This window comes from Emticicia aquatica (assembly GCF_923079645.1).
Classification (GTDB): domain Bacteria; phylum Bacteroidota; class Bacteroidia; order Cytophagales; family Spirosomataceae; genus Emticicia; species Emticicia aquatica.
In genome coordinates this window covers 65,225-85,859 of the sequence record NZ_CAKLPY010000007.1, presented here as the reverse complement: position 1 = coordinate 85,859, position 20,635 = coordinate 65,225, and the positions used below count along the sequence as shown (strand labels likewise).

The window sequence follows — 20,635 nt, the reverse complement described above, 5'->3', positions numbered from 1 at the left end:
AGTTAAGCCCCGCACCGCCGATGGTACTGAGTTCAAACTCGGGAGAGTAGGTAGATGCCAGAATTTTATTTAAAAGAGTAACCTCTAAAGGGTTACTCTTTTTGCATTTATTGCAAAATTGATAATCAGTTAGATTTACACCTCTGGAATACTCTCAAAACCCCTTTTTCTATTATATATCCTTTTATTTTACAGATTTATATAGTTTTACTGGAAAAGTAGAGTCGTTTTTTATAAAAATATAGTATCAATTACGAGTATATTCTAATTCAACAATATTATTCTTTATTTGTATATTTCGTGAATGAAAGCTTAAAATGGAATATAAAGATTATAAAATGAATAAAAGCTCCCTTAATTACTTTTTTACATTAATTTTGTTGGTGTTTTTTTGCGATATTTATGCTCAAAATCTAGTTTTTGAGAAAATAAGTACCAAAAATGGGCTTTCATCGAATAATGTTCTAAGCATTAGTAAGGATTCGCAAGGGTATTTATGGTTGGCAACCAACTTGGGTATTTCTCGGTATGATGGGTATCAGTTTCAACAATTTGGAAGTTTATCGACACCAAAAGGATTGACTATTTCAAAAAAAGGAAAACTTTGGTTCAGCAATGAGAAAGGATTATGGAGTTTGAATACAAAATCTTTATTATTAGAGCTGAAAATTGCTAATCAATTGACTGATGACAATCCTGATAATGACCATTATAATGAAATTTTTGTGGATGAAAAAGAGAGAGTTTGGTCAACAGACTTTCATCATATAAAGTGTTATGATGCTAAACAAAATCGACTTACATACTTCCAAATTTTAAAGAAAAATCAACAGAATCCTTCAATAGCTAAATTTTCGGTTGACCATGAAGGTAAATTATGGAGTGTAAGTCCAATGGGCTTATGCCAATTTGATGAACAAAAAAAACGATGGATTCGATTTTTAAAGGATAAATCTTTTAATTCACTAACATTTAATAAGGCTAATTCTACTTTTTGGATAGGAAATAGAGAAGGTGAATTGGGCGAATTTGATATTAAAAAGAAGATATTTCAGGTAAAATATAAAATTGATGAACCAATTGAACAGATTCAGTTTTCGAGAACGAACGACTTAATTTGTATTTCAAGAAATCATCTTTTTCGTCTAAATGTGATTAAAAATCAAATAGAAGAGATTGATAGATTCATCGAAGAAGGGATAATATTCAATAAGATTTTTGCTGATTCTGATAAAAATGAATTATGGGTTGGAACAAATGAAGGGCTATTTAAGCAGGAAAATGAAAATCAGCTAATTAAACAAGTCCAAATTTCAAAGGAAGTACTAGATTATCCAGCTATTATTCGGTGTTTTGAGTCTGTCAATGAAGGAAATTATTTACTTGGGATGAGCTCAGGTGATATTTTACAATGGAATAAGTCTACCAATGATTTTGTAAAAATAATTCAGTTATTTGGATGCGATATAAAAGCCATAAAAACAGTAAATAAACGCCTTTATGTGGCGAGTAATAAAGGACTATTTGAGATAAAAAAAGGTGAAAAATTAAAAAAACTAGTTTCTCAAGAGGTTAATTCAATAGAACTTGATGAATATAATAGACTTTGGATATTGTCACCAAATGAGCCTATAAAAGTATTAGATTTATCGAAAAATACTTTTATTGAACTATGGAAAAAACTGCCTTATCCGACATTTTTCAAAGAAAACTTGTTTCATCGTTTATGTTACACACAAGACCAAAAAATGTGGATTGCAGGTTGGATACCGAGTGGCTTTGGGATTGCCTATTTTGATTTAAAGACAAATGAATTTAAAGAGCTGAGTTCAATTAATGAACATAAAAAGTTTATTGGCGATTATTATTTGGATGTTTCGGTGAGTCCAAAACATGAATTATTGTTTTCGGGTTATGGAGGATATAATAGGCTGAATACTAATGGATTGATTACGGAAGAAGTTCATGCTGAAGATTTAAAACCAATTTTTGCGGATGGACAATGTTTTGCTATTGAAGAAGATTTGAATGAAAATACATGGATTGGTACAGCGGAAGGATTAGTTCGGATTACAAAAGATAAGCGAATTAGTCGTTTTACACAATTTGATGGGCTACTGAATAATGATATTCGGAATGGCTTTTTGATGTTGACCAATGAATTATTGATTGGTCATAAAAATGGTTTTTCAATTTTTAATCTAAAAAACGCGAATTTAGAACAATATAAAAATCAACTTAAGCTTAGTCAAATTGCTATTTTGGGTAGTGAAAAAAAAGTAAATTTAGACCAAAGTTTGGTTTTTACTCGCAAACAAAATAACCTTAGTTTTGCTTTTAGTCCATTAAATTTCGAAAATCAAGCTAAAAATAAATACCGTTATCGGATGACGGGCATTAATGAGAAATGGATTGAAAATGGGGTAAATCCGACGGTAACTTTCTCAAATTTAGAGCAAGGTAATTATGTTTTGGAGGTTCAATATGCAGAAGTTGCTGGAAATTGGAATACAAATACACGTATTTTAAAATTTGAAATTTTGCCTGCGTGGTATGAAACAATTTGGTTTAAAATTGTGCTTATTTTAATGATTATTGGAGTTGTTTATGCACTTTACTGGTACAGAATAAGTGAATTTAAGAAACTTCAGTTGATGCGGAATCGTATTTCGTCAGATTTGCATGATGAAATTGGTGCTTCGTTGAGTAGTATTGGGATTTTAGGTGATTTAATAAAAAAGAAATTGACAGAAAATCACTCAGGTTATTCGTTTGCTGAAATGATTACTGATGAAGCAAAGCAAGCAGGAACAGCCATTGATTATATTATTTGGAATGTGAATCCGCAATTTGATAGCCTTGAAAGTTTGTTTACTAGAATCAATTCTGAAGCGGCTGAATTGATTGAAGCAAAAGAGATTCAATACGAATTTGAGGCTTATTCGCTCGGTAATAGAAGTATGTCAATGGATAAAAAAAGAAACATATATTTGATATGTAAAGAATTGATAAACAATGCTTTAAAGCATAGTGAATGCTCAAAAATAGTTTTATATTGTCAAGTGAATTTTAATTATTTAGAAATTAATTTTTCAGATAATGGAAAAGGATTTAATGTTGATTTAGAGACTAATCGAAATGGTTTGAAAAATATTCAAAGTCGAACAAAAGAATTAAAAGGTACTTGCAAAATAAACAGTGCAGAAGGGCAAGGAACGAAATATGAAATTAGAATACCTTTGAGATGATTAAATTCCCGAAAGGGGTTATTGGGTCAATAATGATTATTATTGAACTTTGTATAAAAAAAGATGATAAAAATAGCTATTTACGAAGATAACATACGATTAAGCCAACTTTTGGCATTGTTGATTGAAACAACCGAAGATTTTGAGTTAGTTGGTTGTTATGAAAATTGCGTAAATGCTCTTCAAAATACTCGAAATGAACGGCCACATGTTATAGTAATGGATATTGATATGCCACAGCGAAGTGGAATTGAAGGAGTTTTCGAAATAAAAAGCCATTTTCCTGAAATAAAAATAATTATGCATACCGTTTTTGATGGAAATGAGCACCTTTTTGAATGTTTGAGTAAAGGTGCAGATGGATATATTTTGAAAAAAGATTCATCAACTCGGCTTATTCAGGCTATAAAAGAGGTAAATGATGGCGGAGCTCCCATGTCGCCATTTATTGCAAACAAGGTTTTGCAGTCTTTTCGTAAACAGTCAACGCAAGATGAATATAAGCTAACAGAAAGAGAAAGAGAAGTGCTATCATATTTGGCTAAAGGGTTTTCGTATCGTATGATTTCGATTGAATTAAATATTTCAGTGGAAACAGTACGAAGACACATCAAAAATACCTACCAAAAACTTCACGTGCAATGCGGACCCGAAGCAGTTGCAAAGGCAATTCGTAGTGGAATCATCGCTTCTTAAATGTTTGATATAACCCAAAAGGGTTATTGACTTGCATTTCGTTTTGTTTTAATACCTCAAAATGTATTTTCCTCCCCAAATCATGGTATTGATGAATATCGAATAGATGAGCAATTTTGTGTCAAATAAATTTGATGTAAATGAAAAAATACTGGTTCGTCTTTTTCTTAATTCTCACAAACAAGGTTTTCAGCCAAATTGCTTCTGAACTAAGCCCTAAAAGTTTAACACTGCCTCGTTTATCAACTATTGAACAAAATACTTTACCACCGCAACAGGCGGGAAATATCATTTTTAATAGTGATGAAAAGAAATTGGCTCTACATGATGGTAATACTTGGAATTATCTGGCGGCATCGCAAGTGGCTACATCGGATTTTAAAAACCATTTAACTTTTACAGAGAATGGAACGTGGACAGTCCCAGCTGGTGTGACGTACATTAAAGTAGAACTGTGGGGTGCAGGTGGAGATGGTCAGTCTATTACAACGGCTGGTGCTAATGTTTCGTGTGAAGGCGGTGGTGGGGGTGAATATTCCAGATATGGGTTTGCCGTAACACCAAACGATGAAATGACTATCAATTTTGTAAGAGGAGAAAATAGAGGTAGTTATTTTGGTCGAATCGGTGGAGGAATTGATGCATTTGCATATAACGCTAGTCAAAGTGAAGGAGGAAGTGGAGCATGGTTGTTTTACACAAATGGATTAGAAGCTAGTGTGCCAGGCGAACATGGTGGAAGTGCAGTTTTCAATTTTCAGAGCGTTAGCAGTTCTGTTTGGCGAAAAATTGTTCAAAGCGGAGTGGGAGGAGGAACATATCCAAGTTTTAAAAATGGTGGAAAGAGCAGTACAATTGAATTTGAAGTCCCATCAGGAGCGTATGTTGGAAAATCCGAATCTAGGAAAAATGGTTTTGTACCTGGCGGTGGTGGAGCTTGTGCTTATTTAGGTGGTGGTTATGGTGGATTCGGTGTGATTATTGTACATTTCTGAAATATTTACGTATAGTGATTAGCGGTAATAAATTGACTTTGAAAATAACGTATAAAAAAAGATTTTTGAAAAATAGCCAAATGTAAATATGGATAACTTTTTAGAAGCACAACGCCGAAATGTTGCTCAAGGCATCATAAAAATAAGGTATAAAGGCAAATTAACTAATATCAAAACTACAGATATGGTTTTGCTAGAAAGTGAAACGAATTATACAATGATTCACTTAAATACTGGATTGAAAATTCTTTCGTCACGCACACTTTCAGTCTTTGAAAATGTCTTAAAGGACACCCAAACATTTATCAGAGCTAATCGAAGCCAAGTTGTAAATGTTGGTTATGTTGAGGATTACGACTTTAGGAAAGTTTTAAAAGAATTTAGATTGACCAATGGTCAAAGTGTCGGAATTTCGAGACGAAAATCTAAGCTTTTTATGAAAAACAATAATCAATTGGTTTGAGTTGGAATTGTGTGTATTCTGCTTATTATCAATGATTTATGTTTTTATTCTAAGTAAAAATATGTCAACTTTTGGTTATGATATGGTAAGTAATATTGCTGGTAAGATTAAAAATACAGCGATTAAAAACATTGGATTTTAAATAAAAAACAAAAATCAAGATGAGAAAAATAGTTTTATTCTGCTTTTTAGTTCAAATATTAACTTATAAAATTTATGCACAAAATAGTACAATCTCACCACAAGGTATTATTTTACCGCAGATGAGTACGAGTCAAATTGATGCTCTTTTGGGTCAATCTAAAGGTACTATGGTTTTTGATAATTTACTCAATGTAATGAAATATTGGGATGGAACAACTTGGCAAAATATAGCAAATACTTACGGCACGTGGCAAATTGATGGTAATAATCAATATAGCACAAATACAGGAAATGTTGGAATTGGTATTGCTACACCCAATTACAAATTGAGTGTGGAAGGCGATTTGGGTTTATTTGATGTGGGCAGTAATTATGGTTCTTTGAATAAAAACACGACTTCTGGAGCTTTAATTATTAACGCTTCAACAAGCCCTACCATGCTTTTTGCTCCTAAAAACTTAGGCATTCAGGTGGGTGGGAATAATGGTATATATAATTATTATGCAGGAAATGTTGGTGTTGGTACTGCTACGCCTCTCACAAAATTAGATGTGGTGGGCGAGCTAATGACCCGAAAACGACTAACATTGAGCAACCAAGCAGGAAGTGATCCAGCCATAACACCTGTTTGGTCTTTAGACAATTACAACAATGATTTCAGAATATTCCAGCAACCGACTCTTACAACAAGTGGGAATACGCATTTTGTGGTAAAAAATAATACTGGTGAAGTCGCTATCGGTACTTTCACGACTGATGGGTATAAATTATCTGTCAATGGAAGTATTCGAGCCAAAGAGGTAGTTATCGAATCAAACTGGGCTGATTATGTTTTTGAAGATAGTTTTAAACTTAGACCTTTGAGCGAAGTAAAGACGTTTATTGCTCAGAATAAACATTTACCAGATATTCCTTCGGCAAAAGAAATTCAAGAAAATGGTGGACAGGTTTCTCTTTTGATGACTAAAATGATGCAAAAAATTGAAGAATTAACACTTTATATTATCGAGCAACAAAAAGAAATAGACACACTCAAACAAAAATAAGCTATCAGTATCACATGAAAAATTTGCGTTTTAGTATTGGACTACTTTTTGGGATTTTGCTAACTATTAAAAGCATTGCACAAGACCACCCTAGCGAAAGAGTAAGGGCTGACTTTGAAAAGATAAAAAGTACTATTTCAGGAATTATCCCATTTCCAGAACTAGAAAAAGCTAGAAACTATACAATTCAACGAATAAATCAAATTAAAAATGCAAGTGCTAATGCAGCAATTCCATTTATTAATTGGTCTGAAAAAGGTCCTCGTGGTATTGGCGGTCGCACGCGTGCATTGATGTTTGACCCAAATGATGTGCAATATAAAAAAGTTTGGGCTGGAGGTGCTGCTGGTGGCTTATGGTACAATAATGATATTACTGATGCGAATGCTGTTTGGAATAAAGTTGATGATTTTTGGGATAATATTGCTATTTCTTGTATTGCAGCATCTCCACAAAATTCACAAGTTTTTTATGTTGGAACTGGTGAAGGTTGGAACAATTTAGACGCCGTAAGAGGTGGAGGAATTTGGAAAACAACCAATGGTGGAGTCACATGGAGTAGGCTCGCTTCTACAATTCCGAGTACAAATACGACATTTAGTTATATCCAAAAAATTCAGGTAAATACACAAGGGCAGGTGTTTGCTGGCACGAAACAAGGTTTGATGATTTCTAATGATGGAGGACTTACTTGGTCACTAGCAACAACCATTGGGAGTCAAACAATCACAGACATTGAAATCGCTGCCGACGGTGTTATATACGCTGCCACTAATCCATCTAAAATCTATAAAACTAATAATGTCAGTAATGATGGTACATCCTGGACGAATATAACTCCCCCTGCAACAACTGGAAATAGAACCGAAATTGCATTGTCAAATAATCTAGTTGGTTCAAATCAAGTTATTTATGCAACCAGCATTAATAATACTAATAATTTTGCATGGTTTAAGAAAAGTACAAATGCTGGTATTACGTGGACTGATTTGACAATTCCTACATGGAATGGTTCTACAAACGAAATAACGAGTAATCAGGGCTGGTATGATTTAATTATTAAAATAAGCCCTATCAATGCAAATCTTGTCATAATAGGTGGTGCTGAACATAGCAGGTCAACAGATGGGGGACAAACATGGGTTTCGGGAAATATAGGTATTCACACCGATCATCATGCTGTAGAATTTAAACCCAATAATAGCAATGAAGTAATCATGGGAAACGACGGAGGCATATATTATTCACCTAATTATGGCGACCCAAATATTCATGCACACAGTGTTACTGCATCAGCACGAAATAATGGTTACAGTGTGACTCAATTTTATACCGTTGCTATAAAAAATATTGCCAATGATAACTACATTTTGGGTGGAACGCAAGATAATGGGACATTAAAGGTTGATATATCTCAACAAGCAAGTGTCGCTACTGGTGGTGATGGAGTTCAGTGTTTTATTGACAAAGACGATGCAAATGTTCAGATTTCGTCGTATATATATAATAATTATTATCTCTTAAATAGAAATGGTGTGTATCAAAAAGCAATAATTGGAGATAGTAATTCTGGAGTTTTTTTAAATCCAGCCGACTATGATTCGCAAAATAACATACTTTATACTTACAAAAATTATGGGAGTAATAGTACTAGTTTTTACGTTGTTACTGAAGTTGGTTCAAATAATGTAGTACAAACTGTAACAATTGCACAGGCAATGAGTGTTTCGTTTATAAAAGTAGGGTTATTACCAAATACGATTTTTGTTGGGACTTCTTCTGGCGGAATTTATAAAATTACTGATTTTCGAGGAAGTTCGCCTACCATTACTCGTATAAATCTACCTGCCAATGGTTTTACTTCATCTGGAGAAGTTTCTTCTATTGATTTTGGTTCATCTGATAATGAATTATTAGTAACATTATCAAATTATGATACAAAATCGGTTTGGTACACTTCAACACAAGGTGCTTATTGGATAAGCAAAGACGAAAATAGCTATGGTTTACCGAATATACCTGTACGATATGGAATTTTTAATCCATTGGATAAAAATCAGGTTTTTCTAGCTACTGAATTAGGAGTTTGGACATCCAATGATTTTAATGCAATCAATCCAAACTGGACGCCAACTAATGCTAATTTAGCCAATGTAAGATGCGACATGCTTATTTACCGAGAAGCCGATAAAAAAATAGTTGTAGCTACTCACGGACGAGGTATTTTTACAACAAATCTCCTTCCTTGCCAAAATGGTTATCTATCATTGGTTTCGCCTACCAATGATGTGCTTAATGGACAAGATGTATTGACAACAGCCACAGAAGTAAATGCCAAAAATAAAATAGCAAATGGAGGAACAAACATGCTAAGAGTTAGGGATAAAATCACACTTTCGCCCAATGCTGATGGAAGCACAGGCTTTAAAGCAGCTAACGGTTCAACTTTCATCGCCAATGTCAATGGTTGTTATTAGTGAAAATCTGAATATCTTTGTCATTATTCAACTGAATTGATATAAAAATGAAAAAGATAGTTCTTTATTTTGCAATAGTAATCTTGGTTTTGTTCGTAGTAGCATATTTTATCTTCAATGAAAAATTACCAACAGGCGGAAATCCTGAGAAAGCAGATTTAATGGCTCAAAAAATGCAAGTCGCATTGAACAAGTCAGCATGGGATAGCACCAGCGTAATTTCGTGGACGCATAAAGGAGTGCATCATATTGTTTGGGATAAAAAAAATGAAATGGTGCAAGTTAAGTGGGACAAAAATGATGTTTTTTTAAACTTAAAAGAATGGAACAAAGGAAAAGCATTTAGCGAAGGAAAAGAAATTACTGATGCTCAGTTAGATGTTTTACGAGGGAAAGCTTGGGCGATTTTTTGTAATGATTCCTTTTGGTTGATTGCTCCGTATAAAGTTTTTGATGAAGGTGTAACCAGAAAAATTGTTAAAACGGATAACAATGAAGAAGCTCTTTTAGTGAGTTATGCTTCGGGTGGAGTTACTCCAGGAGATTCTTATTTATGGTTTTTAGATAAATCAGGCGTGCCAAAGTCTTATAAATTATGGGTAAAAATTCTTCCAATTGGTGGAATAGAAGCAACGTGGGATAATTGGACAAAAACTAAAACAGGGGCAAATATTGCAACGAGTCATAAATTAGGGCCTATGACAATAACTGTTGAAAACCTAAAAACAGGAATGAATTTGCAAGAAGCAGAGGTAAAAACCGATTTATTTGATATAATAAAATAAGAGTTTTTCAGAAGAAAGGCTGAGTAATAATATCAGCCTTTCTTCAAAGAAAAATTACCAACGAATCAATGCCGAACCCCAAGTAAAACCGCTTCCGAAAGCAGCCAAACAAACAAGGTCTCCTTCTTTGATTTTTCCCGCTTCCCACGCTTCACAAAGTGCAATCGGAATTGAAGCCGCTGTCGTATTTCCATATTTCATGATATTATTAAATACTTTTTCATCTGGTAATTTCAATGCTCTCTGCACAAATTGAGCAATGCGGAGGTTGGCTTGGTGCGGTACTAACATATCAATATCAGCAACCGTTAAGCCTGTTTTGTTGAGTGCTTCCATGATTACTTCAGGAAACTTCGTAACTGCTGTCTTGAAAACCAATTGCCCGTTCATGTTTGGATAGTAAGTTTTGTTTTCGAGAAGGTTTTCGTACACAAAGATTTCACCGTATTCAGTATCAGGAAAACCAAATTGCTCTGCTCCCAAATGATAACCACCATGACTACCTGGACTAATCAACGCTAATTCTTCGGCATAAGTACCATCAGAGTGCAAATGAGTTGTCAAAATTCCTTTGTTATCTTCTTTGGTTGGTTGTAAAATTACTGCTCCTGCACCATCACCAAAAAGGACAGCAACATTACGGCCACGAGTAGTAAAATCTAAGCCCATTGAGTGCATTTCTGAGCCAACCACTAAGATATTTTTGTACATACCTGATTTAATAAACTGATCAGCCACCGAAAGAGAGTAGATAAAGCCCGAACATTGATTCCTAATATCTAAAGCTCCCATTTCTTTGTGCGAAATACCCAATTCTCGCTGCAAAAGTACCCCACATCCAGGGAAATAATAGTCTGGGCTAAGTGTAGCAAAAACAATAAAATCAATATCTTCAGGCAAAATTTCGGCTCTCTTACAGGCAATTTTTGCTGCTTCCGCTGCCATTGTTGTTGGCGTTTCAATGCCTTTTTTTCCGTAACGTCTTTCTTTAATGCCCGAACGTTCCTGAATCCATTCGTCGGTCGTATCCATGACTTTCATCAAATCATGATTTGTAACTACTTTTTCAGGAACATAGTAACCAATTCCCGCAATTTTTGAATGTAGCATATTATTTGTGTTTTCAGTGTAATGGTGCTAATTTACAATAAAAACATTTGATTGTACAAAAAAATATTAGAAATGTGATAAAAACAAAATATTTATTTGGCTGAATAAACTTTAGCGGTGGGTTGTTTATTTCAATAAAAATTTATTTGAAAGAATTGAAATAATAACGAATGATAGATTTTATGACCTTCAAACAAAACTATTGTAGAATGAATGAAAAATTGTACTTTTGCTAAATACGAATGCAGCTTTTTGATTGGCTGTTTTCTTGAAAATCTTCGTCAATACAAGCAAAATGATTTCCAAAAAAGCAAAATATGCCCTAAAGGCTTTAAAAGTTCTTGCAGAAAGATACGAATCGAAGCAACCAATTTTGATTGCCGATATTGCTGAACAGCAAAATATTCCAAAGAAATTTTTAGAAGCTATATTGCTAGAACTCCGCAATAATGGCGTGCTTCATAGCCAAAAAGGTAAAGGCGGAGGTTACCAACTTAGGATGCCCCCTGAGCAAGTTTCGATTGCCAAAATTGTGCGTATCGTTGATGGCCCAATTGCTCCAATGTTGTGTGTGTCGCTACATTTTTATGGCAAATGCGATGATTGTGCTGATGAAAAAACTTGTAAAATTAGACCAATTATGGAGCGAGTAAGAGATGCAAATTTGGCCGTTTATGAAAATACAACTTTGAGAGATTTGATGGAAACGGAAGAAGAGCGAGCAATGACCGAAAAATAAATTTTTTAGCCCGAAGTTTTAAGTCTAATTTTAAAACTTCGGGCTAAAATTGGCACTAAAACTGATAAACGATTGCATTACAGTGCATTCCAGCTCCAACAGAAGCCAAAACGACTTTCATTCCTGCTTTAATTTCATAATTTTCCAAAGCTCCTTTTCTAATTAAATCAAGCATTGTCGGAACTGTTGCTACCGAAGTATTACCTGTAAATTCAATAGTTGTCGGTATTTTCCCTTCAAAAGATAAGCCTTCGATATTGTACATTTGTGCCAAATTATTAGCAAAAGCGTGCAGCATTTTGCCATTTGCTTGGTGGAATAAAAACATATCGACGTCTGCTGCATCTAAACCTGCTTTATCTAAAGCTTTCTTAATCACTCTTGGAACCCAAACGGTGGCATATTTATAAACATCTTTACCGTTCATCTTGAATAAAGTTGGGTTATTTAACTCTTTATTGTAAGAACCACTCAAATAAATGCAAGAAATATCATCTTGGGCATGAGAAAAAGTAGCGTAGGAAATAATACCAGTTGTTTCAGTTTCAGAAGCTGAAATGACGGCTGCACCGCAACCATCTGCCAAAATCATCGAGTCTAAATCATACGGGTCTAACAAACGAGAAGCCACCTCAATACCTACCACTAGCACATTTTTTGCATCACCCATTTGAATGGCCTGATGGGCTTGAATGATACCTTGTAACCAACCTGGACAACCAAATAGCAGGTCATATGCAAAGCATTCGTGGTTGCTTATTTCTAATTTATTTTTGAGCAAAGCTGCCATATTGGGTACTGTATGAAAGCCTAATTGTCCTTCAAGCATATTGCCAGCATTATGTGCAACGATGATTCCATCAATTTGATTTTTGTCAATGCTTGCATCAATAATGGCATTTTTGGATGCTTCAACCATTAATGGCACCGAATCGCCCGTTTCTGAAATGTATCTTCTTGATTTGATACCAGTGATAGCTTCTAATTTTGCAATGATTTCTTCAGCAGGTTTTGGATTGACGACTCCATTTGAATCCATAAATTGTCTATCCAAAAAATAGGAGTTTTCTATTACTCGTTCGGGCAAATGACTCCCAGTTCCTTTAATAATCGTTTTCAATTTTTGCTTAGTCTATAGTTTATTTTGTCATGAATAAGTTGTGAACTTTATTAGCGAATTTTCTTTATAGCAGGAAGTTTTGGCGGATTTACGGGTAATTTTTCGATAGTTGAATGTAATTCAATTGGTTCTAAATCAACCGCAATACGAGGGTCAAGCATATTAGTCGCATTTTTTAACCATCCATAAGTATTGACTGGAAATGGATTTCCTTGTTCATCAATTCGTAAGTAAGTTAGGTGCAAATGTGTGTCTGAACGTGGCATCGCAGCATTAAAACCTGTTCTGCCGACGAGAGCAATTTTTTGACCAGCCCGTACAGCTTGACCTGTTTTTACGAAAATTTCTCTTTGGTGAGCATAATACCAAAGCCCGCCAGTGCTTGTGTCATACACCCAAATATAATTTCCACCTCGATATTCACTGCCAGTTTGCCAATTATTTTCGGTAGCAATCACAACTCCATCCGAAACCGAAAGCACTGAAACATAATCTTCGGTGCGGTCATCCCGACAATCTTGGTCTTTATCTTTCATAAAAATATCATGGGCAGGATGGCTACCTTTTTTTGTTTGGTCAAATAAATCATAACCGTTCGGAATGAATCCTTTTCCATAACCACCAACGGCTCGATAATCGAATCCTAAAAGGGGAAAGCAAATATTGACTTGAGTGGAGTCATAACGAGCTAATGGATGAGCCTTTTTCATCACAAACATCATCTCCTGAAAACGTTCACGAGCTTGGTCTGGAGTAAGTTTATATTCACGAATATCGACCAATAATTGTTTATATCCGTTAATAACGCCGAGGTACTGTTTATAGGTAATAGTGTTACTATCTTTCTGAAAAATCAGGAAGTTTAAACAAAAAACAAAAATTTTAATCATGCCTCTCAACTATTCGCTGCGGTTGTTTCAAGCACGAATTTAAGAAAATACTTATCTAATACAGAATTATCATACTTAAAATGTTGACTAAATTTAAAATATTTTATAGGTAAATAGAATTATTTTTATATTTATTTTAACTAATTTGCTAATTATCAATATTTTAAGTTTATTTTAATTTGTATTTATTTAATTTTGCATCTGAACCAAATAAATATTTGTATGTCAAAAAAGTTTTTAGTCGGTTCGTTTCTTGTTATTTTGTCGTTATCTGGCATCGCCAATGACGAAGCACCCTTCAAAAAGAAACCAATTTCTGAAACTGAAGCATCCGCTCCAAACTATTATTTAAAGTTGGGTAATGACGTTCAGCGATATGCCAAAAAATTTATAGGAACACGCTACCGACGTGGAGGAAAAGCCGCCAATGGCTTCGATTGTTCGGGTTTTGTGATTTATGTTTTTAAGAAATTTGGGATGAAATTAGGTGCGTGCAGCACTGAACTTGTCAAACTCGGCTATGACGTTGAAACTGAAACAGCCATGCCTGGTGATTTGATTTTTTTTAGAAGAGGTACTAATCCAAAAAGTGGCGTTTCTCACGTTGGAATTGTGGTAGAATATGGTAAAAATGGATTGAAATTTATACATTCGGCAAGTAGCAAAGGTGTCACTGTTAGCTATTTGCAGGACAAATATTATTCGTCACATTTTGTTGGTGTTCGTCGAGTAATAGATTGTTATAGATAATTTTTGAAGGGTGAATGTTAACATTCACCCTTCAAAAAGCAATAAATTACTCAGTCAGAATTTCCAAATTTTTTATCTTCGTAGGAAACCAAACTCGCATTTCTCCTTGTCCACGATTAGAGCGAGCATAGTAAGGAATCAAAACTAATGGCTGCGTTTTAGTGCTTACGTTTACATTGTTTTCTATCTGAATCGCATGACTTGCTCCTTTCAAAGTCATTACCCCATTCAATAAATTAGGTTTAAATTCTTCTGAAAAATGTTGGTCATCAGGTACAACAAGGTTAGATGTAGCTCCATTATTATCAGCAAATTCGGCACAATAAACGATTGGCCCACGCTCAATAGCCATTTTGCCAATATTATCTTTTACTTTTTCGTTTGCGGCTACTTGGTGAATAGTCATAGGGAAATTCAAAAGAACTTTATCTCCATTTTTCCAAATACGATCAATGATTGCGTAGCCATTTTCTTCTGAATATGCCACATCATTACCATTGATTTTAATTGACACAGAACTAGGTGATTTTTCTTTATAACTATATAAGTTGGTAGGAAATGCCACGTTTTTTGCCCAACCTGGAATACGAATATATAACGGAAATTGAATATTACTTTTATTATTAGGCTCAACCGAAATGGATACTAATCCTTGCCAAGGGTATTCTGTATTTTGTGTAATTGTCACGTTTTCTTTTGGTAAAATCTCCAAAGTAGTCGAATTACTCATAAATAAATTGATATAAACACGATTATCTTTTTGGGCGTAAACATAGCCTGGAATCGAAGGCATTAATCGACAAATATTTGTTGGACAGCACGAACAACCAAACCACGGTGAACGCTTATTTTCGCCGCTCAATTTGCCTTTTTGAAAATTGTATTCCATTGGGTTTTCGTAGTTAAACGATTTTCCATCCAACCCTATTCCGCTGATGAGACCGTTATAAAGAGTTCTTTCTAAAATATCAATATATTTTGAATCACCGTACATCATAAACATCCGATGATTCCAGTAAACACTCGCAATTGCTGCACAAGTTTCGCAATAAGCCGAATGATTTGATAGTTCGTAGTCAGGGCCAAAACCTTCCCAATTTCCTGCTTGTCCAAGTCCGCCCGTAATGTAAGTTTTCTTGGTAAAAGCATTGTCCCAAATTTTATTGAGAGCTGTTAAATAATCCAAATTATTAGTCATTGAAGCTACATCTGCCATACCAGCATACAAATAAGCTGCCCGTACCGAATGCCCCAGAGCTTCGGTTTGTTGTGTTACGGGAATATTATCTTGCCAGTAAGCTCCTGTCTGCCAGACAGTTGCATCTTTATCTCCCGTTTTCTTTTCATATTTTCGCTGTCCTCGACAGTCAATGAAGAACTTTGATAAATCAAAATACTTTTGATTGCCTGTAACTCGGTAAAGTTTCACCAAACCAATTTCAATTACTTGATGGCCAGGAGCAACGGCTTTTTTTCCTGGCCCAAAAACAGTTAATAAGTGGTCTGCATTTTTGATGGCAATATCAAGCATATTTCGCTTGTTGGTTGCCAAATAATGAGCTGTTGCAGCTTCATAAAAATGCCCCATATTATATAGTTCGTGGCTCAGTTCATGTTCTTTTTCGTAGCGAACTTTGCCAATCCAAGGATGAGTTGTATCGCCCATTGTGCGAGTGGTATATAGATAACCGTCTGGTTCTTGGGCTTTACCGATGAGGGTAATGAGTGAATCTAAGTAAGTATCTAATTTGGCATCGTATTTTACGTGGAGAGAGTAAGCCGCACCTTCAATTATTTTATAAATATCCGAGTCATCAAAAGGGTAGGTAGTGCAAAGTTTACCAGTGTGAGAAACGGCTTGTTCAAAATTTTTGATACGACCAGTTTCTTTCGATTTTTGAAAAGACCACGGAATCGTAACGGTTCGATTGATTTCGAGTTTAGGTAGCCAAAAATTATCGTTAAGTTTAACTTTAGTAAAAGGGACGCCACGATAAGGATAATCTTTTTGAATTTGACCAAAAGTAGCTATTGAGCATAAACAAAAGAAAAGAAAAATATAACGTTTCATAGATAGAAGGGTTGAAAATTTTATAAAAATAAGAAATATTTTTTCGTTATTTGCTCAAAACATTCCTAAAAATATGAAACCAAAAATTACGCTCGAATACTGTCCAAAATGCCATTGGTTGCTACGTTCGGCATGGTTGGCTCAAGAATTATTGACAACATTTGAAGAAGAACTCGGCGAAGTTAGCTTACGACCGAGCGAAATAGCTGGTAGTTTTAAAGTTTTGTTGAATGAAGAAGTGATTTTTGACCGTAAGCGTGAAGGTCATTTCCCTGAAATAAAAGAGTTGAAGCAATTGGTGAGAGATTTGGTCGCTCCCGAAAAATCATTGGGACATAGCGATAAGAAATAGTACGAACACAATAAAATGATTTGAAAAGCAGGCGATGAAAAGTGTGTTTTGCCCATTTCTCATCGTCTGTTTTTTGTATCTATTTCATCGAACGAATCCATTCTTTTATTAATTCAACTCCTTCTTTATGGGTAGTCTTTCGACCAACTTCGGGCATCATTACACCTGGGTCATTTGATTCCATGCGATAAACAATGATTGACTCATCAGGTTTACCTGGCACGATGTCGTATTTTTTATTTCCCGAACCTCGTCCAGCTGCTACGGGCGTTTTTAAGATTCCGTAAGCAATCGGGTCAGTCTCATAAATACTTAGATTTAAGCCTGAAGTTTGAGCGGGACCACCCATTCGATGGCAATGAGCACAGTTGATATCAAGCCAAATTCTGGCTCTTTCTTCGATACTACCGCTTTCTGGCTTATTCCAAACGGCCGCTTTTGGCACTTGTTCGATAGCGGGCAAATTGGTCAAAATACCTAATTTTTGCCAATGAAGCAATTGATTTTGTGGAACCCCAGTAGCTTTTGGTATATTCCAAGCTGAATATTCACCATTTAGCTGTCGAGCCGAAGGCCCAATTGGGGACATTTTTTCGTTTCTATTGTGACAACCTTTACATTGATTAATATTCGGGATTCCGTATTCATGCTTTTTCTTTTTTCCTTGAGCATCAATGTAACTTACTTCTTTCACATCGCCTGCTACTTCTAAAAAAGCTTCTGTTTGTTCGTCGTTCCAAACATAATCTAAGGCTTTCCACCCATCTTCTTCATGTAGTAAAAGACGGGTTTCGATTAACTTTCTACCTAATTCTGGCTTTCTGAAATCATTTGGATAATAGAAAGTTTTAATGATTACCGAGCCAACAGGAAACTCAAGCACTTCTCTATCATTATAAGGCACAGTTTGATTATTCGGTAATTTTACGAAACGAAGTTTTTCTGCGTAATCGGTAAACAACGGTGTATTCAGTGAGTATGTATAAACGCCCAATGCAGGTTTTTGTTCCGAACCATTTCCTTCAAAAAAACCGTAGTCTGAAAGTTTTTCTTTAGGCAAACTCGCTATAATATCGCTTTTTTGATGAAAAGCTGATAACGCAAAAATGCTGATTGAAGTGAATAATAATATTATTTTTTTCATTATAATGATAAAAGCTTTCTGAAATTACTTGCAATCGTGCGGGCTTGCATCACGAGAAATTTGTTTAAAATTATTCTCAACGTCCATATTGGCAAACGATTCATTTTTGTTGTTTTTGATACAAAGCACCGAATTGGTGTTTTTGTTGTCTACGATACCATCCCACAAAATATGTGGCACATCCTTACCAAAACGTAGTTTGTATTTATAAATCTTGCCGAATCTGCCTTTACTAGTTGCTCGTACTTTTTCACGCTCAAAAGTATTGTTACGAATACTGATTTTTTCGGGATAAGGATAATAATCTTTGTCTTTTATTGGGTTTTCGGTTGTAAAATAGCTAATAATACCAATACCCATTGATTTATTGTTTATGATTTGGTTGTCATAAATATCTACATGATTTGCCGCCAAAATTAACATTCCCGTACCGTCAGGTACTTTCCCAACGATATTTCCTTTTGGAGCAAAGTTCAAGAAATTATTATGGTGAACATTGTTGTTATAGACTTTCGTGAAACCGCCTTTTTTCAAAACTAAATCTGGTAAATCGAATACCAAAATCCCGCCTGTATTTTCAGTTGCTTCATTTTCGTAAACTTCTGCATTGAGCGAATTTTCAATTTCAATGCCTGCCACATTATGATACGCCCTTGATTTTCGGACAATGATGTCTTTCGATTGACCAACATAAATGCCTGCATCTGATGCCCCGATGGCTTCACAATTTTCAATTAAAACTTTTTCACATTGCACTGGATATAGGCCATAAGAACCGTTTTCTGCTTTTGGTTCGCCAGTCCATTCGGTTTTTACATTGCGAAACGTAATACCGATTACGTTCATTGTTTTTACGGCATCGCCTTTTGAATCTTGTACCGTTAAATCTTCAATCGTAATATTTTCTGCATTAGAAACCCTAATTCCTTCTGCTCCGTCGGTTTGTCCTTTGAATGATAAAATCGTTTTGTCTTTACCTTTACCTTTGATAGTAATATTTTTTTTGCCTTCCAACGAAAGGCTTCCTGTAAAAGTAAATGAACCTTCGTCTAGTGTAATAGTAGAACCATTTTCGGCTAAAATGAATTGCGTTTGAATACGTTTTTGTACATCTTTTTGTGAAAAAACGGAGAAGGAAAGTAAAATTAGACTAAGAAAAGGAATGTTTTTTTTCATGATTAGATAGAGGTTGAATAGATTAAGATTCAAAATAACATTATTTTATTGAAATTAGCATTTGATAAATGTCAAATTATTGGGTTTAACATTATTTGGATTATTGCGTCGGAATGAGGAATTTGCAGAAAAAATCTAAGAAAAATACATGATAGAAGTTCGCTATTTTCTCAATAAACGAAAGTACATTTTACTACTTTTTGCCTTGATACAACACCTTTTCGTAGGAATTGTTTTGCATGATATGGATTTTTATGTAAAAGTTATTTGGCCAATCAATATGCTTATTTTGGGTATTGCGAGTGTTGGGGTTTTTATTGAAAAAGGAAGGTTCAAAAATACAGTTCGGAATATTCTTTTTTTGCTGGTTTTTACGTTGCCAATTTCCCTTTCGTTTATTCAAAATTCGCCCAATTTTATGATTTTTGTGAGTACTGCTTATGTACTTTTTTTCTTGTTCATTTTTTTAGAAATCGTGCGGTTTTTAATCAAACCAAGTTATATCAATACTGATATTATTTCGGCATCGGCTTGTGGTTATTTTCTTTTGATTGAAGTGTGCGTTTTTTTGATGCAAATATTTTTTTATACCGATTCTCATTCTTTTAATGGCCTTGATATGTCTAGTCCATCGGCAGTTTACATGGATTTGGTCTATTTTTGTAGCATCACAATGACAAGTATTGGCTTCGGTGATATTTTGCCAAACAACCATGTTACTAAATTAATAACTTCTCTTTTTGGTATTATCGGACAGTTTTATTCGGTCGTTTTAGTAGGAATTTTGATTAGTAAATTTACCGCTTCACGAACAGAAGATTAAGAAAGTTTTTGGTTTCGGACTCTGCTCAAGGTTTCGAGTTGAATACCTAGGAAGGAAGCCAAATATTTAAGCGGAATACGTTGAATAAATTCAGGATTGTGTGTCATGATATGTTCGTAGCGTTCTCTTGCAGAAAGTGTTTGAAGAATAAGTTTCATTTCTTCAATCTGTACCAAATAATGCTCAACAATTAAGCGTCCAAGTCTTTCTACATCGTGAAAATGGTCATAAAGTTGATGTAAATCTTTGTGTTTAATAATCACAACTTCTAGCTCTTCAAGGGCTTGAATGTTAGTTAAACTTGGTTTTTGTGAGAAAAAACTATATGTAGAAATGGCAATCGAATTTTCAAAACCAAACCAAGTATTTGTTTCATTGGCATCGGAATCTTCAAAAAATTCTCTCACGCAACCCGAATAGACAAAATATAATTCGGTAGAAACTTCGCCTTGTTTTACTAAAAACTCTTTTTTACTAAAGGTTTTAAGAGAAAAAAAAGGAATAATAGCGGCTATACTTTCAGCTTTGAGTGGGTGAATCTGTTGAAAAAATTGGAGACAATGTTTAAATTCACTTCGCATAATTTTGATGAAAATTTTCACAATA

The 20,635-nt window shown here is 34.6% G+C and carries 18 protein-coding genes; 11 read left to right on the top strand and 7 right to left on the bottom strand.

Annotated elements, in window-relative coordinates:
* Nucleotides 1-338: 338 nt before the first annotated feature.
* The 7 genes from MJQ71_RS19950 to MJQ71_RS19920 all read left to right on the top strand — a co-directional run bounded on the left by MJQ71_RS19950 (nt 339) and on the right by MJQ71_RS19920 (nt 9,854).
* A complete protein-coding gene (locus tag MJQ71_RS19950) occupies nt 339-3,248 on the top strand; it encodes a sensor histidine kinase (RefSeq protein WP_238808707.1) in 2,910 nt (969 codons plus the stop codon).
* A 63-nt stretch (nt 3,249-3,311) separates the two neighbouring features.
* Nucleotides 3,312-3,944 (top strand): response regulator, encoded by a 633-nt coding sequence (locus MJQ71_RS19945; protein ID WP_238808706.1) that lies wholly within the window; start codon nt 3,312-3,314, stop codon nt 3,942-3,944.
* A gap of 140 nt (nt 3,945-4,084) precedes the next feature.
* Complete coding sequence (locus MJQ71_RS19940; protein ID WP_238808705.1) at nt 4,085-4,939, top strand: hypothetical protein; 855 nt, start codon at nt 4,085-4,087, stop codon at nt 4,937-4,939.
* Nucleotides 4,940-5,027: 88 nt separating this feature from the next.
* Nucleotides 5,028-5,402, top strand: coding sequence for a LytR/AlgR family response regulator transcription factor (locus tag MJQ71_RS19935; RefSeq protein WP_238808704.1), 375 nt, complete (start codon nt 5,028-5,030; stop codon nt 5,400-5,402).
* Between the two features lie 161 nt (nt 5,403-5,563).
* Nucleotides 5,564-6,592: a phage tail-like protein gene (locus MJQ71_RS19930; RefSeq protein ID WP_238808703.1), complete on the top strand. Its 1,029-nt coding sequence runs from the start codon at nt 5,564-5,566 to the stop codon at nt 6,590-6,592.
* Between the two features lie 14 nt (nt 6,593-6,606).
* Entirely contained in the window at nt 6,607-9,069 is a 2,463-nt protein-coding gene (locus MJQ71_RS19925) for a WD40/YVTN/BNR-like repeat-containing protein (protein WP_238808702.1), read from the top strand.
* Nucleotides 9,070-9,116: 47 nt separating this feature from the next.
* Complete coding sequence (locus MJQ71_RS19920) at nt 9,117-9,854, top strand: hypothetical protein (protein ID WP_238808701.1); 738 nt, start codon at nt 9,117-9,119, stop codon at nt 9,852-9,854.
* Nucleotides 9,855-9,908: 54 nt separating this feature from the next.
* Here MJQ71_RS19920 and MJQ71_RS19915 read toward each other — a convergent pair whose 3' ends face one another.
* On the bottom strand, nt 9,909-10,964 hold the full coding sequence (locus tag MJQ71_RS19915; RefSeq protein WP_238808700.1) for a 3-oxoacyl-ACP synthase III family protein: 1,056 nt from the start codon (nt 10,962-10,964) through the stop codon (nt 9,909-9,911).
* 295 nt (nt 10,965-11,259) lie between these two features.
* Between MJQ71_RS19915 and MJQ71_RS19910 the strand changes: the two genes are divergently transcribed.
* Complete coding sequence (locus MJQ71_RS19910; RefSeq protein ID WP_238808699.1) at nt 11,260-11,703, top strand: RrF2 family transcriptional regulator; 444 nt, start codon at nt 11,260-11,262, stop codon at nt 11,701-11,703.
* 55 nt (nt 11,704-11,758) lie between these two features.
* On the opposite strand, the gene MJQ71_RS19905 is transcribed toward MJQ71_RS19910, so the two are convergent.
* Together MJQ71_RS19905 and MJQ71_RS19900 are read right to left on the bottom strand one after the other, a co-directional pair.
* Complete coding sequence (locus tag MJQ71_RS19905) at nt 11,759-12,823, bottom strand: 3-oxoacyl-ACP synthase III family protein (protein ID WP_238808698.1); 1,065 nt, start codon at nt 12,821-12,823, stop codon at nt 11,759-11,761.
* Between the two features lie 50 nt (nt 12,824-12,873).
* The gene (locus MJQ71_RS19900; RefSeq protein WP_238808697.1) at nt 12,874-13,713 is read right to left on the bottom strand and encodes a M23 family metallopeptidase; all 840 of its coding nucleotides are present in this window, start codon (nt 13,711-13,713) and stop codon (nt 12,874-12,876) included.
* Nucleotides 13,714-13,935: 222 nt separating this feature from the next.
* Between MJQ71_RS19900 and MJQ71_RS19895 the strand changes: the two genes are divergently transcribed.
* A complete protein-coding gene (locus MJQ71_RS19895; protein ID WP_238808696.1) occupies nt 13,936-14,463 on the top strand; it encodes a C40 family peptidase in 528 nt (175 codons plus the stop codon).
* Between the two features lie 46 nt (nt 14,464-14,509).
* Here the strand turns inward: MJQ71_RS19895 and MJQ71_RS19890 are convergent, their stop codons facing one another.
* Complete coding sequence (locus MJQ71_RS19890; RefSeq protein WP_238808695.1) at nt 14,510-16,534, bottom strand: glycoside hydrolase family 127 protein; 2,025 nt, start codon at nt 16,532-16,534, stop codon at nt 14,510-14,512.
* A 73-nt stretch (nt 16,535-16,607) separates the two neighbouring features.
* On the opposite strand from MJQ71_RS19890, the gene MJQ71_RS19885 reads away from it, so the two are divergent.
* Nucleotides 16,608-16,886 (top strand): Rdx family protein, encoded by a 279-nt coding sequence (locus tag MJQ71_RS19885; RefSeq protein WP_238808694.1) that lies wholly within the window; start codon nt 16,608-16,610, stop codon nt 16,884-16,886.
* Nucleotides 16,887-16,965: 79 nt separating this feature from the next.
* On the opposite strand, the gene MJQ71_RS19880 is transcribed toward MJQ71_RS19885, so the two are convergent.
* Both MJQ71_RS19880 and MJQ71_RS19875 read right to left on the bottom strand, forming a co-directional pair.
* Nucleotides 16,966-18,030, bottom strand: a complete 1,065-nt coding sequence (locus tag MJQ71_RS19880; protein WP_238808693.1) for an SO2930 family diheme c-type cytochrome — start codon at nt 18,028-18,030, stop codon at nt 16,966-16,968.
* Between the two features lie 24 nt (nt 18,031-18,054).
* Nucleotides 18,055-19,206: a parallel beta-helix domain-containing protein gene (locus MJQ71_RS19875; RefSeq protein WP_238808692.1), complete on the bottom strand. Its 1,152-nt coding sequence runs from the start codon at nt 19,204-19,206 to the stop codon at nt 18,055-18,057.
* 148 nt (nt 19,207-19,354) lie between these two features.
* Here MJQ71_RS19875 and MJQ71_RS19870 point away from each other — a divergent pair, with 148 nt between their 5' ends.
* The gene (locus tag MJQ71_RS19870) at nt 19,355-20,029 is read left to right on the top strand and encodes an ion channel (RefSeq protein ID WP_238808691.1); all 675 of its coding nucleotides are present in this window, start codon (nt 19,355-19,357) and stop codon (nt 20,027-20,029) included.
* Here MJQ71_RS19870 and MJQ71_RS19865 read toward each other — a convergent pair.
* Entirely contained in the window at nt 20,026-20,610 is a 585-nt protein-coding gene (locus MJQ71_RS19865) for a Crp/Fnr family transcriptional regulator (RefSeq protein ID WP_238808690.1), read from the bottom strand. The two genes, MJQ71_RS19870 and MJQ71_RS19865, sit on opposite strands and share 4 nt — an antisense overlap.
* Nucleotides 20,611-20,635: the final 25 nt, after the last annotated feature.

Coding starts and splice junctions, on each gene's coding strand:
- MJQ71_RS19950 (WP_238808707.1), top strand. CDS start 339: ATGAATAAAAGCTCCCTTAATTACTTTTTTACATTAATTTTGTTGGTG.
- MJQ71_RS19945 (WP_238808706.1), top strand. CDS start 3,312: ATGATAAAAATAGCTATTTACGAAGATAACATACGATTAAGCCAACTT.
- MJQ71_RS19940 (WP_238808705.1), top strand. CDS start 4,085: ATGAAAAAATACTGGTTCGTCTTTTTCTTAATTCTCACAAACAAGGTT.
- MJQ71_RS19935 (WP_238808704.1), top strand. CDS start 5,028: ATGGATAACTTTTTAGAAGCACAACGCCGAAATGTTGCTCAAGGCATC.
- MJQ71_RS19930 (WP_238808703.1), top strand. CDS start 5,564: ATGAGAAAAATAGTTTTATTCTGCTTTTTAGTTCAAATATTAACTTAT.
- MJQ71_RS19925 (WP_238808702.1), top strand. CDS start 6,607: ATGAAAAATTTGCGTTTTAGTATTGGACTACTTTTTGGGATTTTGCTA.
- MJQ71_RS19920 (WP_238808701.1), top strand. CDS start 9,117: ATGAAAAAGATAGTTCTTTATTTTGCAATAGTAATCTTGGTTTTGTTC.
- MJQ71_RS19915 (WP_238808700.1), bottom strand. CDS start 10,964: ATGCTACATTCAAAAATTGCGGGAATTGGTTACTATGTTCCTGAAAAA.
- MJQ71_RS19910 (WP_238808699.1), top strand. CDS start 11,260: ATGATTTCCAAAAAAGCAAAATATGCCCTAAAGGCTTTAAAAGTTCTT.
- MJQ71_RS19900 (WP_238808697.1), bottom strand. CDS start 13,713: ATGATTAAAATTTTTGTTTTTTGTTTAAACTTCCTGATTTTTCAGAAA.
- MJQ71_RS19895 (WP_238808696.1), top strand. CDS start 13,936: ATGTCAAAAAAGTTTTTAGTCGGTTCGTTTCTTGTTATTTTGTCGTTA.
- MJQ71_RS19890 (WP_238808695.1), bottom strand. CDS start 16,534: ATGAAACGTTATATTTTTCTTTTCTTTTGTTTATGCTCAATAGCTACT.
- MJQ71_RS19885 (WP_238808694.1), top strand. CDS start 16,608: ATGAAACCAAAAATTACGCTCGAATACTGTCCAAAATGCCATTGGTTG.
- MJQ71_RS19880 (WP_238808693.1), bottom strand. CDS start 18,030: ATGAAAAAAATAATATTATTATTCACTTCAATCAGCATTTTTGCGTTA.
- MJQ71_RS19875 (WP_238808692.1), bottom strand. CDS start 19,206: ATGAAAAAAAACATTCCTTTTCTTAGTCTAATTTTACTTTCCTTCTCC.
- MJQ71_RS19870 (WP_238808691.1), top strand. CDS start 19,355: ATGATAGAAGTTCGCTATTTTCTCAATAAACGAAAGTACATTTTACTA.
- MJQ71_RS19865 (WP_238808690.1), bottom strand. CDS start 20,610: ATGCGAAGTGAATTTAAACATTGTCTCCAATTTTTTCAACAGATTCAC.